This is a genomic window from Enterobacter dykesii (genome assembly GCF_008364625.2).
Taxonomy (GTDB): domain Bacteria; phylum Pseudomonadota; class Gammaproteobacteria; order Enterobacterales; family Enterobacteriaceae; genus Enterobacter; species Enterobacter dykesii.
The window spans coordinates 2,596,837-2,614,802 of the sequence record NZ_CP126604.1 but is presented as its reverse complement, the minus strand read 5'-3'; the positions used below and the strand labels follow the sequence as shown (position 1 = coordinate 2,614,802).

17 protein-coding genes and 2 pseudogenes are annotated in these 17,966 nt (G+C 50.6%); all 19 read left to right on the top strand.

What is annotated here, in order from left to right; all coding sequences use genetic code 11:
• Position 1: 1 nt before the first annotated feature.
• Positions 2-1,264 (top strand): polymorphic toxin type 46 domain-containing protein, encoded by a 1,263-nt coding sequence (locus F0320_RS12590; RefSeq protein ID WP_126331328.1) that lies wholly within the window; start codon positions 2-4, stop codon positions 1,262-1,264.
• Positions 1,257-1,604, top strand: a complete 348-nt coding sequence (locus tag F0320_RS12585) for an immunity protein Tsi6 family protein (RefSeq protein ID WP_045630822.1) — start codon at positions 1,257-1,259, stop codon at positions 1,602-1,604. Before F0320_RS12590 ends, F0320_RS12585 begins: the two co-directional genes overlap by 8 nt.
• 204 nt (positions 1,605-1,808) lie before the next feature.
• On the top strand, positions 1,809-2,879 hold the full coding sequence (tri1, locus tag F0320_RS12580) for an ADP-ribosylarginine hydrolase Tri1 (RefSeq protein ID WP_126331334.1): 1,071 nt from the start codon (positions 1,809-1,811) through the stop codon (positions 2,877-2,879).
• Positions 2,880-3,071: 192 nt separating this feature from the next.
• On the top strand, positions 3,072-3,452 hold the full coding sequence (locus F0320_RS12575; RefSeq protein ID WP_047652258.1) for an immunity protein Tsi6 family protein: 381 nt from the start codon (positions 3,072-3,074) through the stop codon (positions 3,450-3,452).
• A gap of 348 nt (positions 3,453-3,800) precedes the next feature.
• On the top strand, positions 3,801-4,235 hold the full coding sequence (locus F0320_RS12570; protein ID WP_233443264.1) for a hypothetical protein: 435 nt from the start codon (positions 3,801-3,803) through the stop codon (positions 4,233-4,235).
• A gap of 59 nt (positions 4,236-4,294) precedes the next feature.
• Complete coding sequence (locus tag F0320_RS12565) at positions 4,295-6,217, top strand: type VI secretion system Vgr family protein (protein WP_149410102.1); 1,923 nt, start codon at positions 4,295-4,297, stop codon at positions 6,215-6,217.
• A complete protein-coding gene (locus F0320_RS12560) occupies positions 6,210-6,707 on the top strand; it encodes a hypothetical protein (protein ID WP_233443262.1) in 498 nt (165 codons plus the stop codon). The genes F0320_RS12565 and F0320_RS12560 overlap by 8 nt, the downstream gene beginning before the upstream one ends.
• Before the next feature lie 76 nt (positions 6,708-6,783).
• Positions 6,784-7,338 (top strand): hypothetical protein, encoded by a 555-nt coding sequence (locus F0320_RS12555; RefSeq protein ID WP_233443263.1) that lies wholly within the window; start codon positions 6,784-6,786, stop codon positions 7,336-7,338.
• A gap of 3 nt (positions 7,339-7,341) precedes the next feature.
• Entirely contained in the window at positions 7,342-8,418 is a 1,077-nt protein-coding gene (locus tag F0320_RS12550; protein WP_047652253.1) for a hypothetical protein, read from the top strand.
• A 75-nt stretch (positions 8,419-8,493) separates the two neighbouring features.
• Positions 8,494-8,934 carry a DcrB-related protein gene (locus F0320_RS12545; RefSeq protein WP_023330599.1) on the top strand — a complete coding sequence of 147 codons (441 nt, stop codon included), beginning with the start codon at positions 8,494-8,496 and terminating at the stop codon, positions 8,932-8,934.
• A gap of 3 nt (positions 8,935-8,937) precedes the next feature.
• Positions 8,938-13,308: an RHS repeat-associated core domain-containing protein gene (locus F0320_RS12540; RefSeq protein ID WP_047652252.1), complete on the top strand. Its 4,371-nt coding sequence runs from the start codon at positions 8,938-8,940 to the stop codon at positions 13,306-13,308.
• Positions 13,309-13,319: 11 nt separating this feature from the next.
• Complete coding sequence (locus F0320_RS12535) at positions 13,320-13,802, top strand: SMI1/KNR4 family protein (RefSeq protein WP_047652251.1); 483 nt, start codon at positions 13,320-13,322, stop codon at positions 13,800-13,802.
• 171 nt (positions 13,803-13,973) lie between these two features.
• Entirely contained in the window at positions 13,974-14,447 is a 474-nt protein-coding gene (locus F0320_RS12530) for a hypothetical protein (protein ID WP_126331336.1), read from the top strand.
• 210 nt (positions 14,448-14,657) lie between these two features.
• Positions 14,658-16,088 (top strand): annotated as a pseudogene (locus F0320_RS12525) (RHS repeat domain-containing protein); the annotation flags it as partial.
• 10 nt (positions 16,089-16,098) lie between these two features.
• Positions 16,099-16,542 (top strand): DUF6386 family protein, encoded by a 444-nt coding sequence (locus F0320_RS12520; protein WP_047652248.1) that lies wholly within the window; start codon positions 16,099-16,101, stop codon positions 16,540-16,542.
• A 242-nt stretch (positions 16,543-16,784) separates the two neighbouring features.
• Complete coding sequence (locus F0320_RS12515) at positions 16,785-16,958, top strand: hypothetical protein (RefSeq protein WP_161785597.1); 174 nt, start codon at positions 16,785-16,787, stop codon at positions 16,956-16,958.
• Positions 16,959-17,073: 115 nt separating this feature from the next.
• Positions 17,074-17,148, top strand: a complete 75-nt coding sequence (locus F0320_RS21800) for a hypothetical protein (protein ID WP_396349943.1) — start codon at positions 17,074-17,076, stop codon at positions 17,146-17,148.
• 63 nt (positions 17,149-17,211) lie between these two features.
• On the top strand, positions 17,212-17,568 hold the full coding sequence (locus F0320_RS12510) for a hypothetical protein (RefSeq protein ID WP_047652246.1): 357 nt from the start codon (positions 17,212-17,214) through the stop codon (positions 17,566-17,568).
• A gap of 144 nt (positions 17,569-17,712) precedes the next feature.
• A pseudogene (locus tag F0320_RS21795) lies at positions 17,713-17,942 on the top strand (RHS repeat domain-containing protein); the annotation flags it as partial.
• Positions 17,943-17,966: the final 24 nt, after the last annotated feature.

The following is a 17,966-nucleotide window of genomic DNA, read 5'->3' as shown; positions in this document are numbered from 1 at the left end:
TATGTCCGAATGTCTGGCCGCTCGCGTAGATGATGAGATTGCTCATACAGCCTCAAAAGGCTGGATGATCGCAGGATTGGTTGGTGGGGCAATTCTGGGTGCAGCTGCCGTAGTCGTCACCGGAGGGACCGCGCTGGTTGCTGTTTCCGCCGTTGCGGCTGGGGCGTGTGCTGCGGGTGGCTTGGGGGAGCTCCTCGGCAGTATGTCATGGGCTCCACGCCAGACTACCGGTACGCTAAAAGTAGGTTCACCCAATGTCTTTATCAACAGCCGAAAGGCTATCCGCGCTCATCTGTCAGCCGGAGACTGTGATGAGCACAGCGGTAGCCTGCAACGGGTTGCGGAAGGTTCGATAAAAGTTTACATCAACAACTTTCCCGCCTCTCGCACGGGCGATAAGTTGACATGCAGCGCTGAAATTAGCCAGGGATCGCGTAATGTTATCATCGGCGGAAGCAAGGTCCAGACCGATGAAATAAGTCCTGAAATCCCGGAATGGGTGAACTGGACGATGCTCGCCGTTGGTGCAGGAGCGATGGCGGTGCTGGCCAGTCCGGCAATCGCACTTCTGAGCACCCTCGGTGCGATGGGCGGTGGGACAGTCGGTAGTTTTGCGGGGGGAATGCTGTTTGGCGAAGGTAGCGACGGTCAGAAATGGGGGATGCTGATCGGCTCGGTTATCGGCGGCGGGGCTGGCATGAAGGGCGGGGCAAGGTTTGATGCGTGGCGGGCTGGTAAGCCTGTTCTCGAACCGGTTAAGCCAAATATCTCGGCCCGAAGAGCTGAACTTAATGAAAAATTTGGACGCACGGGTGATCTCAATAGGGATATTACAGCAAGAGGAAATAAAGAACTGGCAAGAAACTGGCTCGAATCTAAGGGGTTCACACCACAACAGATTCGTGACTTTGATAATGGTATTGATTATACAAACAGAGTGAGTGTTGAAACGATAAATAGAAATAAAACACTCTATCAAAACCAGGTGCCAGGTGGTCGACAGGGAAACTGGTATGCTCTTCGAGAAGATGTTAAACCAACAGAGTTGGGCATCAATCCAAAAGGTACCATTTATGGCACTGATCAAGTTGTTGATAAAGTAGCAAAACCTTATGTTTCACAGCAAAAAGTCGAGATGTTACGTAGTACTTCTTTGCCCGCGCTTGATACTTGGTCAGTGAAAGATGTACCCTATCAGACAAAAGGTGGGGCAATACAAATGCTTTCAAGCGAAAAGGATATATTTAAGGTGACTCATGAGTAAAGAAAATTACACCGCGCTGGATTATATCGATGATGCTATTGATGCAATAAATCATCGATTAGAAAAAAATCCTACATTTTCTTTATATGTTATGGCGAAGAATCAGTTGGATTATATTAAATCTATTCTAACTGGTGCTGAAAAAGATAAAAGTAAATTGCACACATTGAATCTTGGAGTGCTTGCATCCAAAGAGTTTGATACCACCGATGCAGAACTTGCTCAGCATTTGTCTAATGCTAATTATATTGCTTCGCAGATGGGGCAAGGATTAAAGATCATTCTTCCGCATGAGCAAGACGTAGAGTACCTGAAAAGGCAAAAAAGATATCGCAAGTGATAAGTAATTTTTGATGAAAGGTTTAAATGTGATTATGCTGATGTCTAAAGATTTTTTTTACTCTGACTATAATAAATACTTGCTATCAATCTCCATATGCAAAGTAATTAAGCAGTTTGATTTCTCGGGGAAATAAGAGGAAGTGATGCTTTATAACATCCATGTTAAGTTTCTCTGGATTAATCCGTTTTTAAAGAATGCATGATGGAAGATCTTCACAGCAAAGACTCAGTAATCAATCATTACGCCGATCGTTATCATATCTACATGCCAATTAATTTCCGTAGGGGAATAAGAAGCAATAGTATAGATACGTCGAATTCATCTCTCCCATGGGATGTAACATTGCCTTTAGTCACAACTGAAGATGTTTCACGTGATAAAGCGCTTGGGGCGCTGGTGGGTTTGGCTGTTGGGGATGCAGTCGGCACTACTCTTGAGTTTAAGAAAAGAGACAGTGAACATGTAGTGGATATGATTGGCGGTGGGCCTTTTCAATTAAAACCTGGGGAATGGACAGATGATACGTCCATGGCATTATGTCTGGCGGAAACTTATCTTTCAGAAAACAGAATGCATACCGATGTACTTAGACAATATCTCCTGAAATGGTACCTAAATGGGGATAATAGCAGTAATGGTCGTTGTTTTGACATAGGGAACACGACACGATTTGCGCTTGGAGAGTATATGCGCGTTGGGCCTTCCTGGTATGGTAATACAGAAAAGCACACGACTGGTAATGCTGGTGTTATTCGTCAAGCCCCGGTATCTATCTTTCGTCGAAAATCGTTGCGTGCGATTTACTTCGAATCCCAGGCTCAGAGTCGAGCAACTCATGGTGCAGTAGAGTCAATTAATGCATGTCAATTTCTCGGATTAGTATTGCACTATTTAATTAATGGTTATCAAAAAGAACAAGCTTTTTCGCCTCATGTTTTCCCATTATGCGCGCGTGTAATGATCATTAACGCGGGTGAGTATAAGCAAAAAACTCGCGATGAGATTCGTTCAAGTGGTTATGTTATCGATACGCTTGAGGCCGCGATGTGGTCGGTATGGAATACGGATAATTTCCGCGATGCAATTCTGCTGGCCGCCAATCTTGCCGATGACGCTGACAGCGTTGCGGCGGCGGCGGGGCAAATAGCTGGAGCATTATATGGTTATTCCGGTATTCCCCAAGAGTGGAAAAATAAACTCGTGCAACACGAACGTATCGCCACAATGGCAGGTGAGTTATTCGATAGAGCACCTGAGGACAATTTTTTATAATTGTATGATTCCTATTGCACGGCTATTGTAGCGTGCCATTCTTAATGATAATCACTCATTGATAAAAGGTGATTTTTAATTTGTCCTCTTGCCTCTCTTATTTTCTTAAATAAAAGGCGGTGATTAATATTGTAAAGTGGAAGTGGTAGGATATAATAAACGTATTCTCATCTAATAATTTAACTCAATATAATGAATGAAATAACAGTCTTGGATTATGTTGAAAAAGCATTAACTTTAGCAAAGAAGAGATGTGCTGAGGTCAAAAATCTCAATCCTAATTCCTCGCTTTTACAAATGTACGACTCTATTGTGCAACAATTGTTATTTCTACGGGATTTAATCGAAGGCAAGGAAAAGGATAAGGCGAAATTATGGAAGATGACGTTCGGTATGTATGCAGCGAAGGAGTTTGATAATTCGGATGAGTTGTTTTTTGAAAGGTTGTCGGATGCCTGGTTTATTGTTGATCAAATCCGCCGAGGATTAAAGGTTAGACTCCCGCATGAGGTTGATGCCAATTACAGAATAAAACAACAAAATCTTAAAATGAAATACCCTGATGAATTTTAGCGTTCATATTAAATATATTTTATTATGGGTGAATGGTGATTGATTTACATGCTAATTTGAATGTGTTGTTAAAATATGTAGATAGATATCGTAAGTACTTACCTGTTAGCAATCTTTCAGGTCAGCAGAAAATGCAGTATAAATATAATGACAAACTATTAGAATCATCTTTTGATTGCGATACACAAAAAATAATGGGACTTAACACCATTATGTAACATCTCACTAGCAGAATTGCGAGATCGTGCTGTTAGTGCGCTTATTGGGTTTGGTTTGGCAAAACAGTCTGATGCGAATAGGTTAGATGGATGCCGAAAATGATATGATATATAAATGTGGAATGTTAAGATGCATTGGTTTTTCTTTCTTCTCTTTCTGGTTTGGGCACTAGCGCTTATCTGGAATGGAAAAGATTTGTTCAGCAAAAAACAATGGTTCCTTGCTGGGTTGATGTTCGTTCTGGTGCTAGTGGCTACGGTTGTTATTGGTTTTATGTTGAAATGGCTCGCTCAGTCAATGTCATTATTCTCCGTCGCAACGGCGAAACACTATTCGATTATCTTTTCCATGTCTTTCCTGTGCGTATGGGGTTTAAAGATTACCGTTGTGCTGCTCTGCACGATCTTTTCCGGGATTACAGGAGGGCACAAAAAATACAATGCTGAAAATTATGAAGCAATATCGTCTATAACACGCGTCGTTACGCCTGGCTTACTTATCGTTGCTAAAAGCGTCGTTTCCCTGGGTAGCGTCCTTATGTTTTCAGGTTTATGGCTTAAATAAGCACGATTTAAAAAATATCTCAATGAACACCGAGATTAGTCCATAGTGGAATAAAGATTATGCTCAACCGAATTACCGTTCAGCTCCCGGTGGAGGGGCTTTTGTTCTGGAAACTGACGGGCCGCGAGGCGATGTCCGAGTCGTTCGCGCTGACGCTGACCGTGCTCGGCACGGACGCGCGCATTGACCGCAGCAAGCTGCTGGGCCAGCCGGTCACGGTGACCATCCCGACGCAGAACCTGCTGACGTCCCGCTATGTTAACGGCAAGATTACCCGCGTGGCGGTCAGCGCCGTCGAACTGACGGGCACCCGCTATGCGGTGTACCAGCTGACGGTGGAGCCGGACCTGTGGCCGATGAAGCGCGACCGCAACCTGCGTATCTTCCAGGGGCAGACGGTGCCGCAGATTGTCAAAACCCTGCTGGCTGAGCATCAGGTCAACGTTGAGGATAAACTCACCGGCAGCTACCGGGTGTGGGACTACTGCGTGCAGTATCAGGAGTCGAGCCTGGACTTCATCAGCCGCCTGATGGAGCTGGAGGGGATTGCCTATCACTTCCGCCATGAGGCGGACAAGCACACCCTGGTGCTCACCGACGCCGCCACGCAGCATCAGCCGTTCAGCGGCTATGAGGTCATTCCTTACCACCAGACGCCGTCCGGCGGCAGTACGGATGAGGAGGGCATCAGCCAGTGGGCGCTGGAGGACAGCGTGACGCCGGGGATTTACAGCCTCGACGACTATGACTTCCGCAAGCCGAACGCGTGGCTGTTCCAGGCCCAGCAGAATCCGGCGTCGCCGAAGCCGGGCAGCATCGACGTGTACGACTGGCCGGGTCGCTTTGTGGACAAAGGGCACGGGGAGTTCTATGCCCGCATCCGTCAGGAGCGCTGGCAGGTTGAGCATCAGCAGATTCAGGCCACCGCCACGGCGGCGGGGATTGTGCCGGGCCACACCTTCACGTTAACCAACGCGCCGTTCTTCAGCGACAACGGGGAGTATCTGGTGACGGCGGCGGGCTATCACTTCGAAGAGAACCGCTACGCCAGCGGCGAGGGTGAAACCCTTCACCGCACCGATTTTACGGTCATCCCGTCGGCGGTAGTGTACCGCCCGGCGCAGTCCACGGCGTGGCCGCGCACCTACGGCCCGCAGACCGCGAAGGTGGTCGGGCCGGAGGGCGAGAGTATCTGGACGGACAAATACGGTCGCGTGAAGGTCAAGTTCCACTGGGACCGCCTGGCGAAGGGCGATGACACCAGCTCCTGCTGGGTGCGCGTGTCGAGCGCGTGGGCGGGCCAGGGCTACGGCGGGGTGCAGATCCCGCGTGTGGGTGATGAGGTGGTGGTGGACTTTATCAACGGCGACCCGGACCGTCCGATTATCACCGGTCGCGTGTACAACGACGCGAGCATGCCGCCGTGGGCGCTGCCGGCTGCGGCGACGCAGATGGGCTTTATGAGCCGCACAAAAGACGGTTCCGTCGACAACGCCAACGCCCTGCGCTTTGAGGATAAAGCGGGCGCAGAGCAGGTGTGGATCCAGGCCGAGCGCAACATGGACACCAGCGTTAAAAACGATGAAACGCACAGCGTCGGCGGGGCGCGCAGCCATTACGTCAAGAAAAATGAACTACATCGCGTGGAAGCGAACCAGACTCAGGCCGTGAAGGGTGGAACCGAGATCCTGACGGGTAAAGGCAAGCTGGATGCGGCGGTGGAACAGTACGTCATTGCTTCCGGGACGAAGCTGCGGCTGGTCTCCGGCGAGAGCGCCATTGAGCTGAATGCTAACGGCAAGATTAACCTCATCGGCAAAGAGTTTAACTTCTTCGTGGAAGGGGATGGGTATATCACCACGGGCGGTAAGCTGCATCTGAATACCTCTGGTACAAAACCGGGCACCACGGCGCCGGGTTCCGGACATAAAGGGGATATTGATGCGGCGGTGCAGGCGAAATTTACGGCCAAAGATGAGTAAAGCAGGTGCGGTGCTTATCGCGTTACTAACGACGGGAATGGCTGGAGGAGATGCGCAGAAAAAGGATCTTTGGATGTTCATTTCCGGGATGAGTGCATCGCTTAAGACGTTATCCGTTACAACCCTTAGTAATGCGCCGTTATCGTTTAAAATGACCAGGCAAAATGAATATATCAATTTCTACAATGCCGACGATATCAAACTCGCTGATGGAACGAACATAACCGCAATTGGGTTACGTTTAAGCAATGATAACGATGGCATGGCGCCTTTACTGAATTTTTCATCCTCCTCAGGTCAATGCATAACGCTTGATACCGTTAAAAAGCGCTATCCGCAGCTGAGGTTAACTGATTATCCGCGCGGCCATTCGGAGAACGAAGTGACCAGCTATACAGCGCCAAAAGATATGAATGGACAAAAGGTGAGCTTCAGTTTCACCGTGAAAAATCCTGACTGTCTGGGCTCAGTCGTCATAAGCGCCGAATAAGAAACGCTGCTCCCATGTCCTGGCGGTGTTTCCAGTGGTGAGAAGCGCAATAAATATTCATTGAATGACAACTAATGTGAAAAAACACACTCCGACATTTCTTTGTTCTGCCCTGATGTTTATCTGTCTGAGCAGCAATGTGGTTTTGGCAGAAGCTATGTCGCCCGTTCTGACAAAACAGGATTTTTCCGTCAAGGTTAAAGGCCAGCCTGTCGCATTAGGCGACAGATGGACTCCTGATATTGCCCGTAAAATTGACGTGCCGCTTGAAGGCCATTTTGTCGGTGAGGTTCCTTTTGACGGAACCCAATATAAGTTCTTCCAGCATCAAAAGGCTGGTTTAGCAATATTCACTTCCAACCTCTGGTGGGATAAAGCGGAAAGAAGCGTTGATGATTATATCGTCTCCCAGATTACGCTGACTGCCTCAGATATTTTTACGCCGCGTGGAGTTCATGTGGGTTCAACAATCAGAGCACTGAACAATGCATACGGCGATGGCCAGGTTGAAAATGATTCCGGGGAGCTGTGGGTTTCCTATGAATTGGGTAAGAAATTACTCTCTTTTGAGGTTAAAGACAGTAAGGTTGTAAAAATAACAATGAATTATGACAATGGTTCTTCAGAGTGATTTATGACCAAAAAATATCTGGCAGTCGTATTGTTCACCGCTTTATGGACAGGCGTCTTTGAAACGTCATCGGCGCTTGTATTATCGCAATACAATAAGCTCGATACGGTTAGCCGCATCGTTAACGACAGCGAAGTGACAGATAATCTCAGGGTGTTGCTGGGAAATCATTACCAGACCTTTATTGATAACTTTGATGTCTTTGGTGAACCGCATACCACCACAGGTGGCGGATTGTTTGTTGAAGGCTGGCTAAAGGATCTCTACCAGGAGAATGCGTCCGCGCTGGTCATCAATCCTGACGGCAAAATCTTTGCGGCCTGGGTGGTTCCGGAGTCGGACGTTATTCATTACCAGTCTTCTGATAATAGCCCGGTTATAAATGCCGATATTCAGCAGTGGGCCGCCAGATTCAATGCGATGCATTTTGCAACGAACAGCCAGTCAGGCCTCGCGTTTGACGGGGAGTGGGCTGGAGAATTCGGGAGCGACTCGACGTTAACCCTGCGGTTAGCTGAATCAGGCAACCGTATCACCGGGTCTTATTGCTATATCTCCCAGAGAGGAAACCGCATAGATTGCCCGGAAGATGATGAGCGTAATCTTACCGGTACGATCGATGGCAATCGTGCCAATATTGAATTCAACTCATCGTTTGGCGGCACAGGCGGACGTGCTGTTCTGGAAATAAAGGGGGATGAAATGGAATGGCGTTTAGCCACTCCTCCTCAAAATGGAAATTACTATGCTCCGCTGCGTTATACGTTACATAAAGCCGCTTCGGTTCATAACGCTGAAACCAGAAAGCTCGACACCGAAAAGTTCGCTATTTCTCTTATTAACAGGTGCGGCCATTTCGATAGCGAATGTGACCAGATGGTTTATCTCGGCGTGCGCAAAAGTGATAACAGTACGATCTCCTTAAAGGGAAAAACGTTGCACGACTCTGCAGGTAAAATAATCGGCTCAACGTACAAGAATGGCGATATCGCTTACACCGTGACGTATGCACCCGCGAAATTGGTTGTCAGCAAAGGCAGCCAGGTTTTAGTCGAACAGTCAGGTCAATGGCGTAAATAATAAAACAGCCAGCCAAAGGGCCAGCATGGATTGGCCTTTTTGTTTCTCACAATATTAATCATCCCGAGTTCACTTATGAAATACACCCTCCAGGAAGGTTCGTTTTCCCTTTTTCCTGCTGCCTGGCAGGATAACAGCATGAATATTATTCGCGATGACGAAAGCGGGCTGTCCGTGGTGGTCAGTCGCGGCGTTATCCCCGATGGCAGCGACTATGAACAAGAGTTCCACCGCCAGTGGGATGTGCTGCGTCCGCAGATGGGCGAAATTGCCCAGAGCGAATTCCGGAACGTAAAAGCCGGGCCTGACGGAAAAATTAACGGGCTGGAAGTTGAGACCACCTTTGACCGTAACGGGCAGCGCCTGTGGCAAAAACAGCTGGCCGTGCAGACGCCGGGCAAACCGGTATTGATGATTTTTACCCTCTCGGCACTCAGGGCGTTCACCGAAGAGGACGAGGTGCGCTGGAGCGCGCTTAAGCAGAGTCTGACGCTAAACGACAACCGGAATGTGTAAGGCATGAGCGATAACAACGCGGCCCGTAAGGGCGACGAGATTATTCACTCCAGCATTTTTGCTGACATCACCAGCATTGTGGCGGAAGGTGCCGCCTATGCGGTGATCGGCGCGGCGGTAGGCGCAGCAGCAACCGTAGCGGCGCCATTGCTGGGGGCCGGGGCAGCAGCTGCAGGCGTGGCAGCAATTGGATCCAGCTGTCTGTTAAGCGGGATTATCGGTGGCGTGCTGGCGAACGTGGCGGGGATCACCGACGATATCAGCAACGCCGCTGAGGGGTTAGGCAATGCGCTTTTCCCGCCGTCGCCTGCGGGTAAAATCACTACTGGTTCCAGCAACGTTCTCACCAACGCAATCCCCGCCGCGCGGGCGGCAGGCACGCTGACGCCCGCCGATACGCCGTCCCCTGAGCCGCAGTCGCCGGGCAGCTTTGCCGATTACGCGGGCATGCTGCTTTCCGCCGCCGGACAGTTTGGCAGCGAAATGTGGCAGCCGAGCGTGGCCTCTGCCGCCGCGGGAACCTCACCGCTGGAAGAAGACAAGGTGGCGTGCGAAAAGCACTCCGGGCCGCAGTATCTGGCGGAAGGCTCTAAAAGTGTCTTTATCAACGGGCAGCCCGCGGTGCGCGCGAAAGATCGCACCACCTGCGAAGGCACCGTTTCCGACGACGTCTCCCCGAACGTGATCATCGGCGGGGACACGCTCACGGTCCGCGATATCAAAAGCGGTAAAACGCCGGGTCTGGCGCTGGGGATGATTGCGCTCTCCCTGCTGCGAGGGCGTCCGGGTAAGATCCTGAAAAACATGCCTTGTGCGCTGGCGGCGGCCGGCGGCGGGATGCTGGCCGATATGGCGGTGAATGCCGTGTTTGGCTCCTCGCACCCGGTTCACGCCGCCACCGGCGTGAAGGTGCTGAATGACGACGACGAGCTCGATTTCTCGCTGCCGGGGCGCTTCCCGCTTCGCTGGCAGCGCAGCTACAACAGCCTGACCACCCGCGAAGGGCTGTTCGGCCTGGGCTGGGCAACGATCTTTGACAGCTATCTCACGCTGGAAGATAACAATGCGACCTGGTTCGATGAAACCGGGCGCGAGCTGAGCTTTGAACTGCCGCCTGTCGACCGTGCGTTTTACAGCATCAGCGAAGGCATTATCATCCGCCGTAATGAGAACGGCGACGTGGCGATTGCCGACGATGACGGTGCGGTGTGGCGTCTGTATAAACCGACCCGGGCGAATCCATCTATCCTGCGTCTGGCCTCCCTCAGCGACGAATACAGCAACGCGCTGCTGATAGAGTGGGACGAGCACGGCAGGCTGGTCGGCCTTCACGACGAGCCGCGGGCGATAGACGTCACCCTGCGCTATGACGATGAACGTTTCCCGCAGCGCGTTACCGCTGCCAGCCATTTCGACGGCAGCCAAACCTGGCCGCTGATGCAGTGGGGCTATGACGCGCGCGGACAGCTGGCGAGCGCGACGGATGCCTCCGGCGTGGTGACGCGTGAATACCGCTATAACGAGCACGGGCTGATGGTCTGGCACCGGATGCCTGGCGGTCTGGAGAGCGAATACCGCTGGAAAAAATTCGATCACTGGCGCGTGGTGGAAAACCGCACCAGCACCGGCGACGGGTGCCGCTTTAACTACGATTTAGCCGCCGGGCTGACGACCGTCGAGCACTACGACGGCCAGACGCGCCGCCACTACTGGAACGCGCAGAATCTGATTGTCCGCTACGTTGACGAGCGCGGTGAAAACTGGCGCTACGAGTGGGACGACAACGAGCTTCTGACGCGCCGCATCGATCCGCTCGGCAATGCCGTTACCTTCGTCTACGACGAAATGGGTAACCGGGTTCAGGAGATCGACGCTGACGGCAATACCCGCACCACCGCCTGGCTGGAGCACCGCGCGCTTCCCGCGGCCATTATCGAAGCCGACGGCAGCGCCACCCGGTTCTGGTACGACGAACATCACGGGCTGAAGCGCGTGGTGGACCCGATGGGGCAGACCACGCAGCTGCGCCGGGACGCGTTCGGCCAGGTCGTTGAAGAGGTTGATGCCGCCGGAAAGAGCCGCTACCAGGAGTATAACGAGGCCGGGCAGATCGTTCGTTCGACGGACTGTTCCGGGCGTATTACCCGCTACCGCTACCATCCGCTGGGCTGGCTGGTGGCCGAGACTGGCGCCGACGGGGAAGAGACCCGTTATCGCTACGACGCCGCAGGGCGTCCGGTGCAGCTCGATCGCCCGGAAGGCTGGACGGAATCGCTCAAATGGAACGAACGTGGCCTGCCGGTGAAGCATGCGGGCGCCGACGGTAAAGAGAGTGAGTTCAGATATGATGAGGCAGGGCGCTTAACCGCCACCCGTAATACGCAGGGTGAAGAGGTACGCCGCCGCTGGGACAGCCGCGGGCGTCTGATTGCCCTGGAAAACGAAAACGGCGAAGCATATCAGTTCCGCTGGGGCGCGGACTCGCTGCTGCTGGAAGAGGTAGGGCTCGATGGCGTAGCCTCGCAGTATCGCTACGACGCCTGCGGGCGCACGATAGCGCGCACGTTTGCCGCCGGTCATCCGGAGGCCATCACCCACGCCTTCGCCTGGAGCGCGAGCGGCCAGCTGGTCGCCCGCACCACGCCGGAGGGGAAGACCCGCTATCACTACACGCCGTCCGGGCTGTTAAGCCGGATTGGGCTGCATCCTGCGCTTGCAGCCGACGCGTGGACCACCGAAGCAGAGCAGGAGCTCGCCTTTGAGTATGACGCGCTCGGTCGCGTCACGCGCGAGGCGGGCGAGCACGGCGAGCTGGCGTGGGAGTATGACGCGCTGGGCAACCGGACCTCCGTCACGCTGCCCGACGGCCGCGAGCTCAAGCAGTTTTACTACGGCAGCGGGCATCTGCTCAGCATTGTTCTTGATAAGCTGTCGGTCTCCGATTTTACCCGCGACGAACTCCACCGGGAGACCAGCCGCACTCAGGGGCTGCTGACCACCCGCAGCGAATACGATCGTCTTGGGCGACTGCATCGCCGGGACGTCTTTACCGGCAATGCCCAGCGCCCGTCGCCGCGCCGCTGGTCCCGCCGCTGGGATTACGACTATCGCAATAACCTGGTGCGGGAAGAGCGGGACGATAACCCGTTCAGCTGGTACCGCTGGCAGTACGACAGCGCCGGGCGCCTGCTCGTTCAGGACGGCACGCTGCCCGGACAGGAGCAGTGGCGCTGGGACGCTGCCGGTAACCCGCTCGAAGGATCTGCAGAGAAGGTTACGCACAACCGCCTGACGCAGCTGAACGGCGTTCGCTGGCGCTATGACATCCACGGCCGCACCGTGGAAAAAGATAACGGCCAGACCCGCTGGCACTACCGCTACGACGGTGAGCATCGCCTGACGGAGGTCATCAGCCAGCCTCGGGACCGCAATAAACCGCAGACGCAGGTCAGCTTCCGCTACGATCCGCTCGGGCGACGCATCAGCAAAACGCGACGCCAGATGCTGGGCGGACAGCCAACCGGTAAGCTGGTCACCACCCAGTTTGTCTGGGAAGGGTTCCGTCTGCTGCAGGAGCTGCACGGGGATGTGCCGCTGACCTACGTCTACAGCGATCAGGACAGCTACGATCCGCTGGCACGTATTGATGGTGTGGATGCTCCGGAGATCTTCTGGTTCCACTGCCAGCCCAACGGCACGCCGGAGCGGATGACCGATATCGAAGGGCAGGTGCGCTGGGAAGGGGTCAACAGCGCCTGGGGCAAGCTGCTGCGGGAAAGCGAGACGCAGGTATCAGGATATTCTCAGAACCTGCGGATGCAGGGGCAATACCTGGACCGTGAGACAGGGCTGCACTACAATCTGTTCCGGTATTACGACCCGGACTGCGGGCGGTTTACGCAGCAGGACCCGATAGGACTGGCGGGGGGGATAAACCTTTACCAGTATGCGCCGAATGCGCTGGGGTGGGTGGATCCGTGGGGGTTAGCATTAAAGGGAGTTGACTTTACAGGAAGTCCAGATCTTTTCCCTATCAATGGAACGAAACAGAATATTGTATCTATTACAATGCAAGGAACTCGAGATAGAGATTTCACCGAGGCTTTCAAGGCAGCCGGTATTTCTAAAAGCGAAGCAACCGGATATACATGGCATCATGTCGATGATTTTGACCCAGCCACAGGAAGGACAACAATGCAATTAGTAAAAACTTCTGCGCATGAAGCTACTTTCCCACATAAAGGCTCAGTCTCACAATTCGAGAAATATTTTGGCGTAAAATATGGTTCCCAAGAAGCCATTGCTGTTTCTCATTCTAAAGGCTGGTTGAAGGGGCGAGTCCCGAAAAAATTGCGTGCAAACTGTCACCAGTGAGGTATAAATCAATGAATCATTTCAGTAACTGTGAAAAAAATATTGGACGTGCAGATATTGCTAAAGCGGAAGATAAATTATCTATTACTCTTCCGGATGATTTTGTCTCACATTATCTGCAATTTAATGGTGGCACCCCAGAGAAAAGTTGGTGGGACGGTGATGAAGATTTTGAGCCAATAGAGGTGGCTGCGTTTAAGCCGTTTGTTTATAATAGTCATACAAATAATGCCCCTGGCTCTTTAATTGACGGTTGCTATATCAGCATGGTGGATAGGGAAGTGATTCCTAAAAACCTGCTTCCTTTCGCAAATGATTGGGGAGGGAATTTCTTCTGCCTGAATTTAGATAATTACTCAATTGTATATTTTGCTACAGATTCTTTTGATGAGGATTTGACTATGCACGAGAATCACACAAAACTTCAAAGATATCTGACAAATTCATTTGCTAACTTTGTTAACGAATTAGTAGCAGAAGAGGATCTTTCTTAAAGTACACTTAAAAATTTAATCGATTTATTTAATTCGATTGCTGTTATTTTGATATTCATATTGTTAATAAAGCTCTGTGACGCAGCTCATAGAGCTTTATTATAAAGCAGCATGGCTGCTTGGAGTTATGAACATACCTAGGTTCCTAGGTAAAATAAATCAGGTTAAAATATGAAGATATCCTGGTTAGCAATATATAGGTTAAATAATATTAATTGGTTTGTTAATCTTGGTGTGGCAACGACACTCACTGGTGTTATACAAGTTCAGTCCTTTAGCTTATTTATAAAAGGGCTGAATAGCGATGAATGGGAAAGAGCCACCCTGGCGGCTGGTAATGAAATAACGGGTTATCTCGCAAAAAAACACACTAACAAATATCAATATTGGAATTCTTTGGTCAAAGAAGCCAAGAATGTTGTAGAGAATGATATTATCCCAAAAATAACCCTCCCGGAGTCAGTGAAAGGCTCAATGACTGAGACGTTAAAATGGGATCTTGTGAATTACTTGCTTGAAGATGCGTATAGTAATTTTCTTCAAGAGCCATTCTTTTTTGACGGATTAATTAATGTTTATGAAGCTGGGCATATGCCCTGTGGATGGTCAGGTACTTGGCCAGCGGGCAAACTAGTCATCTATTGATAGATCACGCGCAAAAAATCCACGCCAAGGCGTGGATTTTTTTCATTCAAAACAAATCAAACATTAAACAAGAAGTTCTTCACATCGCTATCTTTAACGACTTAATCTTTCCCTTCCGCACGTATCTTGCTTGCTTTTTTTGCACATTGCTTACCCTTAGCGGTCGTTATACTCGCGACGAATATCCCCCCCTGAGAATAGCCCCCGTGGCTGCTGACCACCCGCAGCGAGTACGACCGCCTCGGCCGACTGCACCGCCGGGACGTCTTTACCGGCAATGCCCAGCGCCCGTCGCCGCGCCGCTGGTCCCGCCGCTGGGATTACGACTATCGCAATAACCTGGTGCGGGAAGAGCGGGACGATAACCCGTTCAGCTGGTACCGCTGGCAGTACGACAGCGCCGGGCGCCTGCTCGTTCAGGACGGTACGCTGCCCGGCCAGGAGCAGTGGCGCTGGGATGCTGCAGGTAACCCTCTCGAAGGATCTGCTGAGAAGGTCACGCACAACCGCCTGACGCAGCTGAACGGCATTCGCTGGCGCTATGACATCCACGGCCGCACCGTGGAGAAAGATAACAGCCAGACCCGCTGGCACTACCGCTACGACGGCGAACATCGCCTGACGGAGGTCATCAGCCAGCCGCGGGACCGCAACAAACCGCAGACGCAGGTAAGCTTCCGCTACGATCCGCTTGGTCGCCGCATCAGCAAAACGCGACGGCAGATGCTGGGCGGACAGCCAACCGGCAAGCCGGTCACCACCCGGTTTGTCTGGGAAGGCTTCCGCCTGCTGCAGGAGGTGCACGGGGATGTGCCGCTGACCTACGTCTACAGCGATCAGGACAGCTTCGATCCGCTGGCGCGTATTGATGGCGTGGATGCTCCGGAGATCTTCTGGTTCCACTGCCAGCCCAACGGCACGCCGGAGCGGATGACGGATATCGAAGGGCAGGTGCGCTGGGAAGGGGTAAACAGCGCCTGGGGCAAGCTGCTGCGGGAAAGCGAGACGCAGGTATCAGGATATTCTCAGAACCTGCGCATGCAGGGGCAATACCTGGACCGTGAGACAGGGCTGCACTACAATCTGTTCCGGTATTACGACCCAGACTGCGGACGGTTTACGCAGCAGGACCCGATAGGGCTGGCGGGGGGGATAAACCTTTACCAGTATGCGCCGAATGCGCTGGGGTGGGTGGATCCGTGGGGGTTGAGTAGGTGTTCTGGAGGTACCCGCTTAACTGTCAATAAACCGAAGATTTTAAGCAGCACAAAGCTGTCTTCAACCGAGAGAAAATTCCTTGAAAGACAGTTTATGAAAAAAATGAATGCCTTAAACCGAGCGGCTCAACGAGGAGAGTTAGTTTGGTCTCCGGGCACCCATGAGGTTAGGATTTCATCTTTGCAAAGTTCTTACAGGCAGGCTGTTTCTGCGCGCTTTGAAAAAATGTTTGGCTCAGCACCTGATCTAAGTAAGTTAAACGCTGATCATCCTGTTGATTTAATTGTTGGAGGTTCGCCTACACAAAGATTACAAATGCTGAATGAAACTATTAATAAAAGTGTCGGTAGTTCTTTGAAAAATGCAGGCAGAAAGGCGGGGCTTCAGCCCGGAGACGCCATCAGTGAAATAATATTTCAGTAGGGGGGGTAAAATGAATAAATCCATTAATATACAGACGGATACTGCCACATTAGTAATTTATGATTTGATGTCATTAAAGCATAGGATAAATGATGATGCAGATTGGTGGAGTCTTCCAGAAGATGAAGTTGAAGAAATAAATAAAGGGAATGTGTTATTTCTCAATCTTGGAGATGATGGTAACTATAAAGTTGATATTAAAAATGATATTGGTGAATATACCGGATCGTTATTTTTAAACGTACCTACGGGAAAGGTTTTCATAGGGGCGGGAGAAGATGTCACTGGCGGAGATCTGGAGCCAGATGATTCAGATGCTATTTCAGGCGAGTTTATTACTTTAGAGCCAGGTAGTTACGAGGTTAAATATAAAAAGCATGGTTCAGATGTGCTAATTTCCTTTACAAAAGCAACGTTTACTGAAAACTCATTAGAAGAGGGTGTTTATCTCTGAATGAAAATCCACGCCCTGGCGTGGATTTTTTCATCCAAAAAAATGTTAAATAATTAATTAGTTCACCACGTAGTCATTTTTAACACTATTCTTTTTTCCTTCTGCACGCATCTTGCTTGCTTGCTTTTTTCGCGCCTTGCTTACCCTTGTCTTCAATAAGCTGTCAGTATACTCGCGACGAACAACTCTACCCTGAGAAAAGCCCCCAGTGGCGGCTGATCCCCGCAGCGAGTAAGACCGCCTTGGGCGACGGCATCGCTGCGGGGATCAGCCGCAGGGATTACTGCTACCGCTATAACTTGGTACAGGAAAAGCGGGACGGTAACCCGCTTGAAGGATCTGAAGAGAAGGTCACGCACAACCGCCTGACGGAAATCATCGCCCAGCCGCGGGTTCGCAACAATCAAGTTACTTAAATCCGCATCAGGTAGTCTATATGCTAATATATGTTCTACTCAGCGAACCCGTGGAGCTTCGCCTGGAGATTAGGATGCAACGCTGAAACAAGAGTTTCATATCAGTTACTAAGAAATGATTGATTCAGGTGTTCCAAAACAGCAGGCAATAAAATCGATTAGGGATTCGTATAAATATTTCGATCAATAGAGAGAGTCTAATAGCAATAATATTTATTTTATATATAACTTATTGGCTTAAAGGTAAGTTGATATGGAAAAACAGGATTTAATTGTTCAGCTAAATGAAATTGAAAAACTCATGCGCATGTCTTTACCTTCTGAATATAAGCGCTTTATGATTGAAAACGTCAAGGACACTGACTCTTATGAAATTCAACGAGCAAATGGTGACCAGCTTTATGTTTTCAATTGTTTTGATTTACTTGAAAGAAATAATACATATACAATTCAAGAGGTTGAGCCTGACGTTTTATTGATTGGTCAAGATGGTGATCTTGGGTACTTTTTGAATTTGCGCAAAGGTACTGATGAGATTTATTCTTTAGATCTTGGAGCGTTAGGAAGCCTAGATATGGATAAAGAAAGTAATAGCATATTTATGCTATAATTTTTTATTTATTAAACAACTTAGTTCAGTATATTGGGAAAATCCACGTTAAATCGTGGATTTTTTTCTTTCAAACAAATCGAACATAAAAAAAGAAGTTCATCACATCGTAATTTTTAATGATGTAATCTTTACCTTTCGCACCCAGCGATGCGCCGCTGGTTTCTCTGCTCGGATTGCGACTACCGCAATAACCTGGTCCGGGAAGAGCGGGACGATAACCCTTTCAGCTGGTACCGCTGGCAGTACGACAGCGCCGGGCGCCTGCTCGTTCAGGACGGGACGCTGCCGGTAACCCGCTGGAAGGGTCTACTGAGAAGGTCACACAGAACCGCCTGACGCAGCTGAACGGCATTCGCTGGCGCTATGACATCTGAGGTATCTTGAGGATGACGGTA

Coding starts and splice junctions, on each gene's coding strand:
- F0320_RS12590 (WP_126331328.1), top strand. CDS start 2: ATGTCCGAATGTCTGGCCGCTCGCGTAGATGATGAGATTGCTCATACA.
- F0320_RS12585 (WP_045630822.1), top strand. CDS start 1,257: ATGAGTAAAGAAAATTACACCGCGCTGGATTATATCGATGATGCTATT.
- tri1 (WP_126331334.1), top strand. CDS start 1,809: ATGGAAGATCTTCACAGCAAAGACTCAGTAATCAATCATTACGCCGAT.
- F0320_RS12575 (WP_047652258.1), top strand. CDS start 3,072: ATGAATGAAATAACAGTCTTGGATTATGTTGAAAAAGCATTAACTTTA.
- F0320_RS12570 (WP_233443264.1), top strand. CDS start 3,801: ATGCATTGGTTTTTCTTTCTTCTCTTTCTGGTTTGGGCACTAGCGCTT.
- F0320_RS12565 (WP_149410102.1), top strand. CDS start 4,295: ATGCTCAACCGAATTACCGTTCAGCTCCCGGTGGAGGGGCTTTTGTTC.
- F0320_RS12560 (WP_233443262.1), top strand. CDS start 6,210: ATGAGTAAAGCAGGTGCGGTGCTTATCGCGTTACTAACGACGGGAATG.
- F0320_RS12550 (WP_047652253.1), top strand. CDS start 7,342: ATGACCAAAAAATATCTGGCAGTCGTATTGTTCACCGCTTTATGGACA.
- F0320_RS12545 (WP_023330599.1), top strand. CDS start 8,494: ATGAAATACACCCTCCAGGAAGGTTCGTTTTCCCTTTTTCCTGCTGCC.
- F0320_RS12540 (WP_047652252.1), top strand. CDS start 8,938: ATGAGCGATAACAACGCGGCCCGTAAGGGCGACGAGATTATTCACTCC.
- F0320_RS12535 (WP_047652251.1), top strand. CDS start 13,320: ATGAATCATTTCAGTAACTGTGAAAAAAATATTGGACGTGCAGATATT.
- F0320_RS12530 (WP_126331336.1), top strand. CDS start 13,974: ATGAAGATATCCTGGTTAGCAATATATAGGTTAAATAATATTAATTGG.
- F0320_RS12520 (WP_047652248.1), top strand. CDS start 16,099: ATGAATAAATCCATTAATATACAGACGGATACTGCCACATTAGTAATT.
- F0320_RS12510 (WP_047652246.1), top strand. CDS start 17,212: ATGGAAAAACAGGATTTAATTGTTCAGCTAAATGAAATTGAAAAACTC.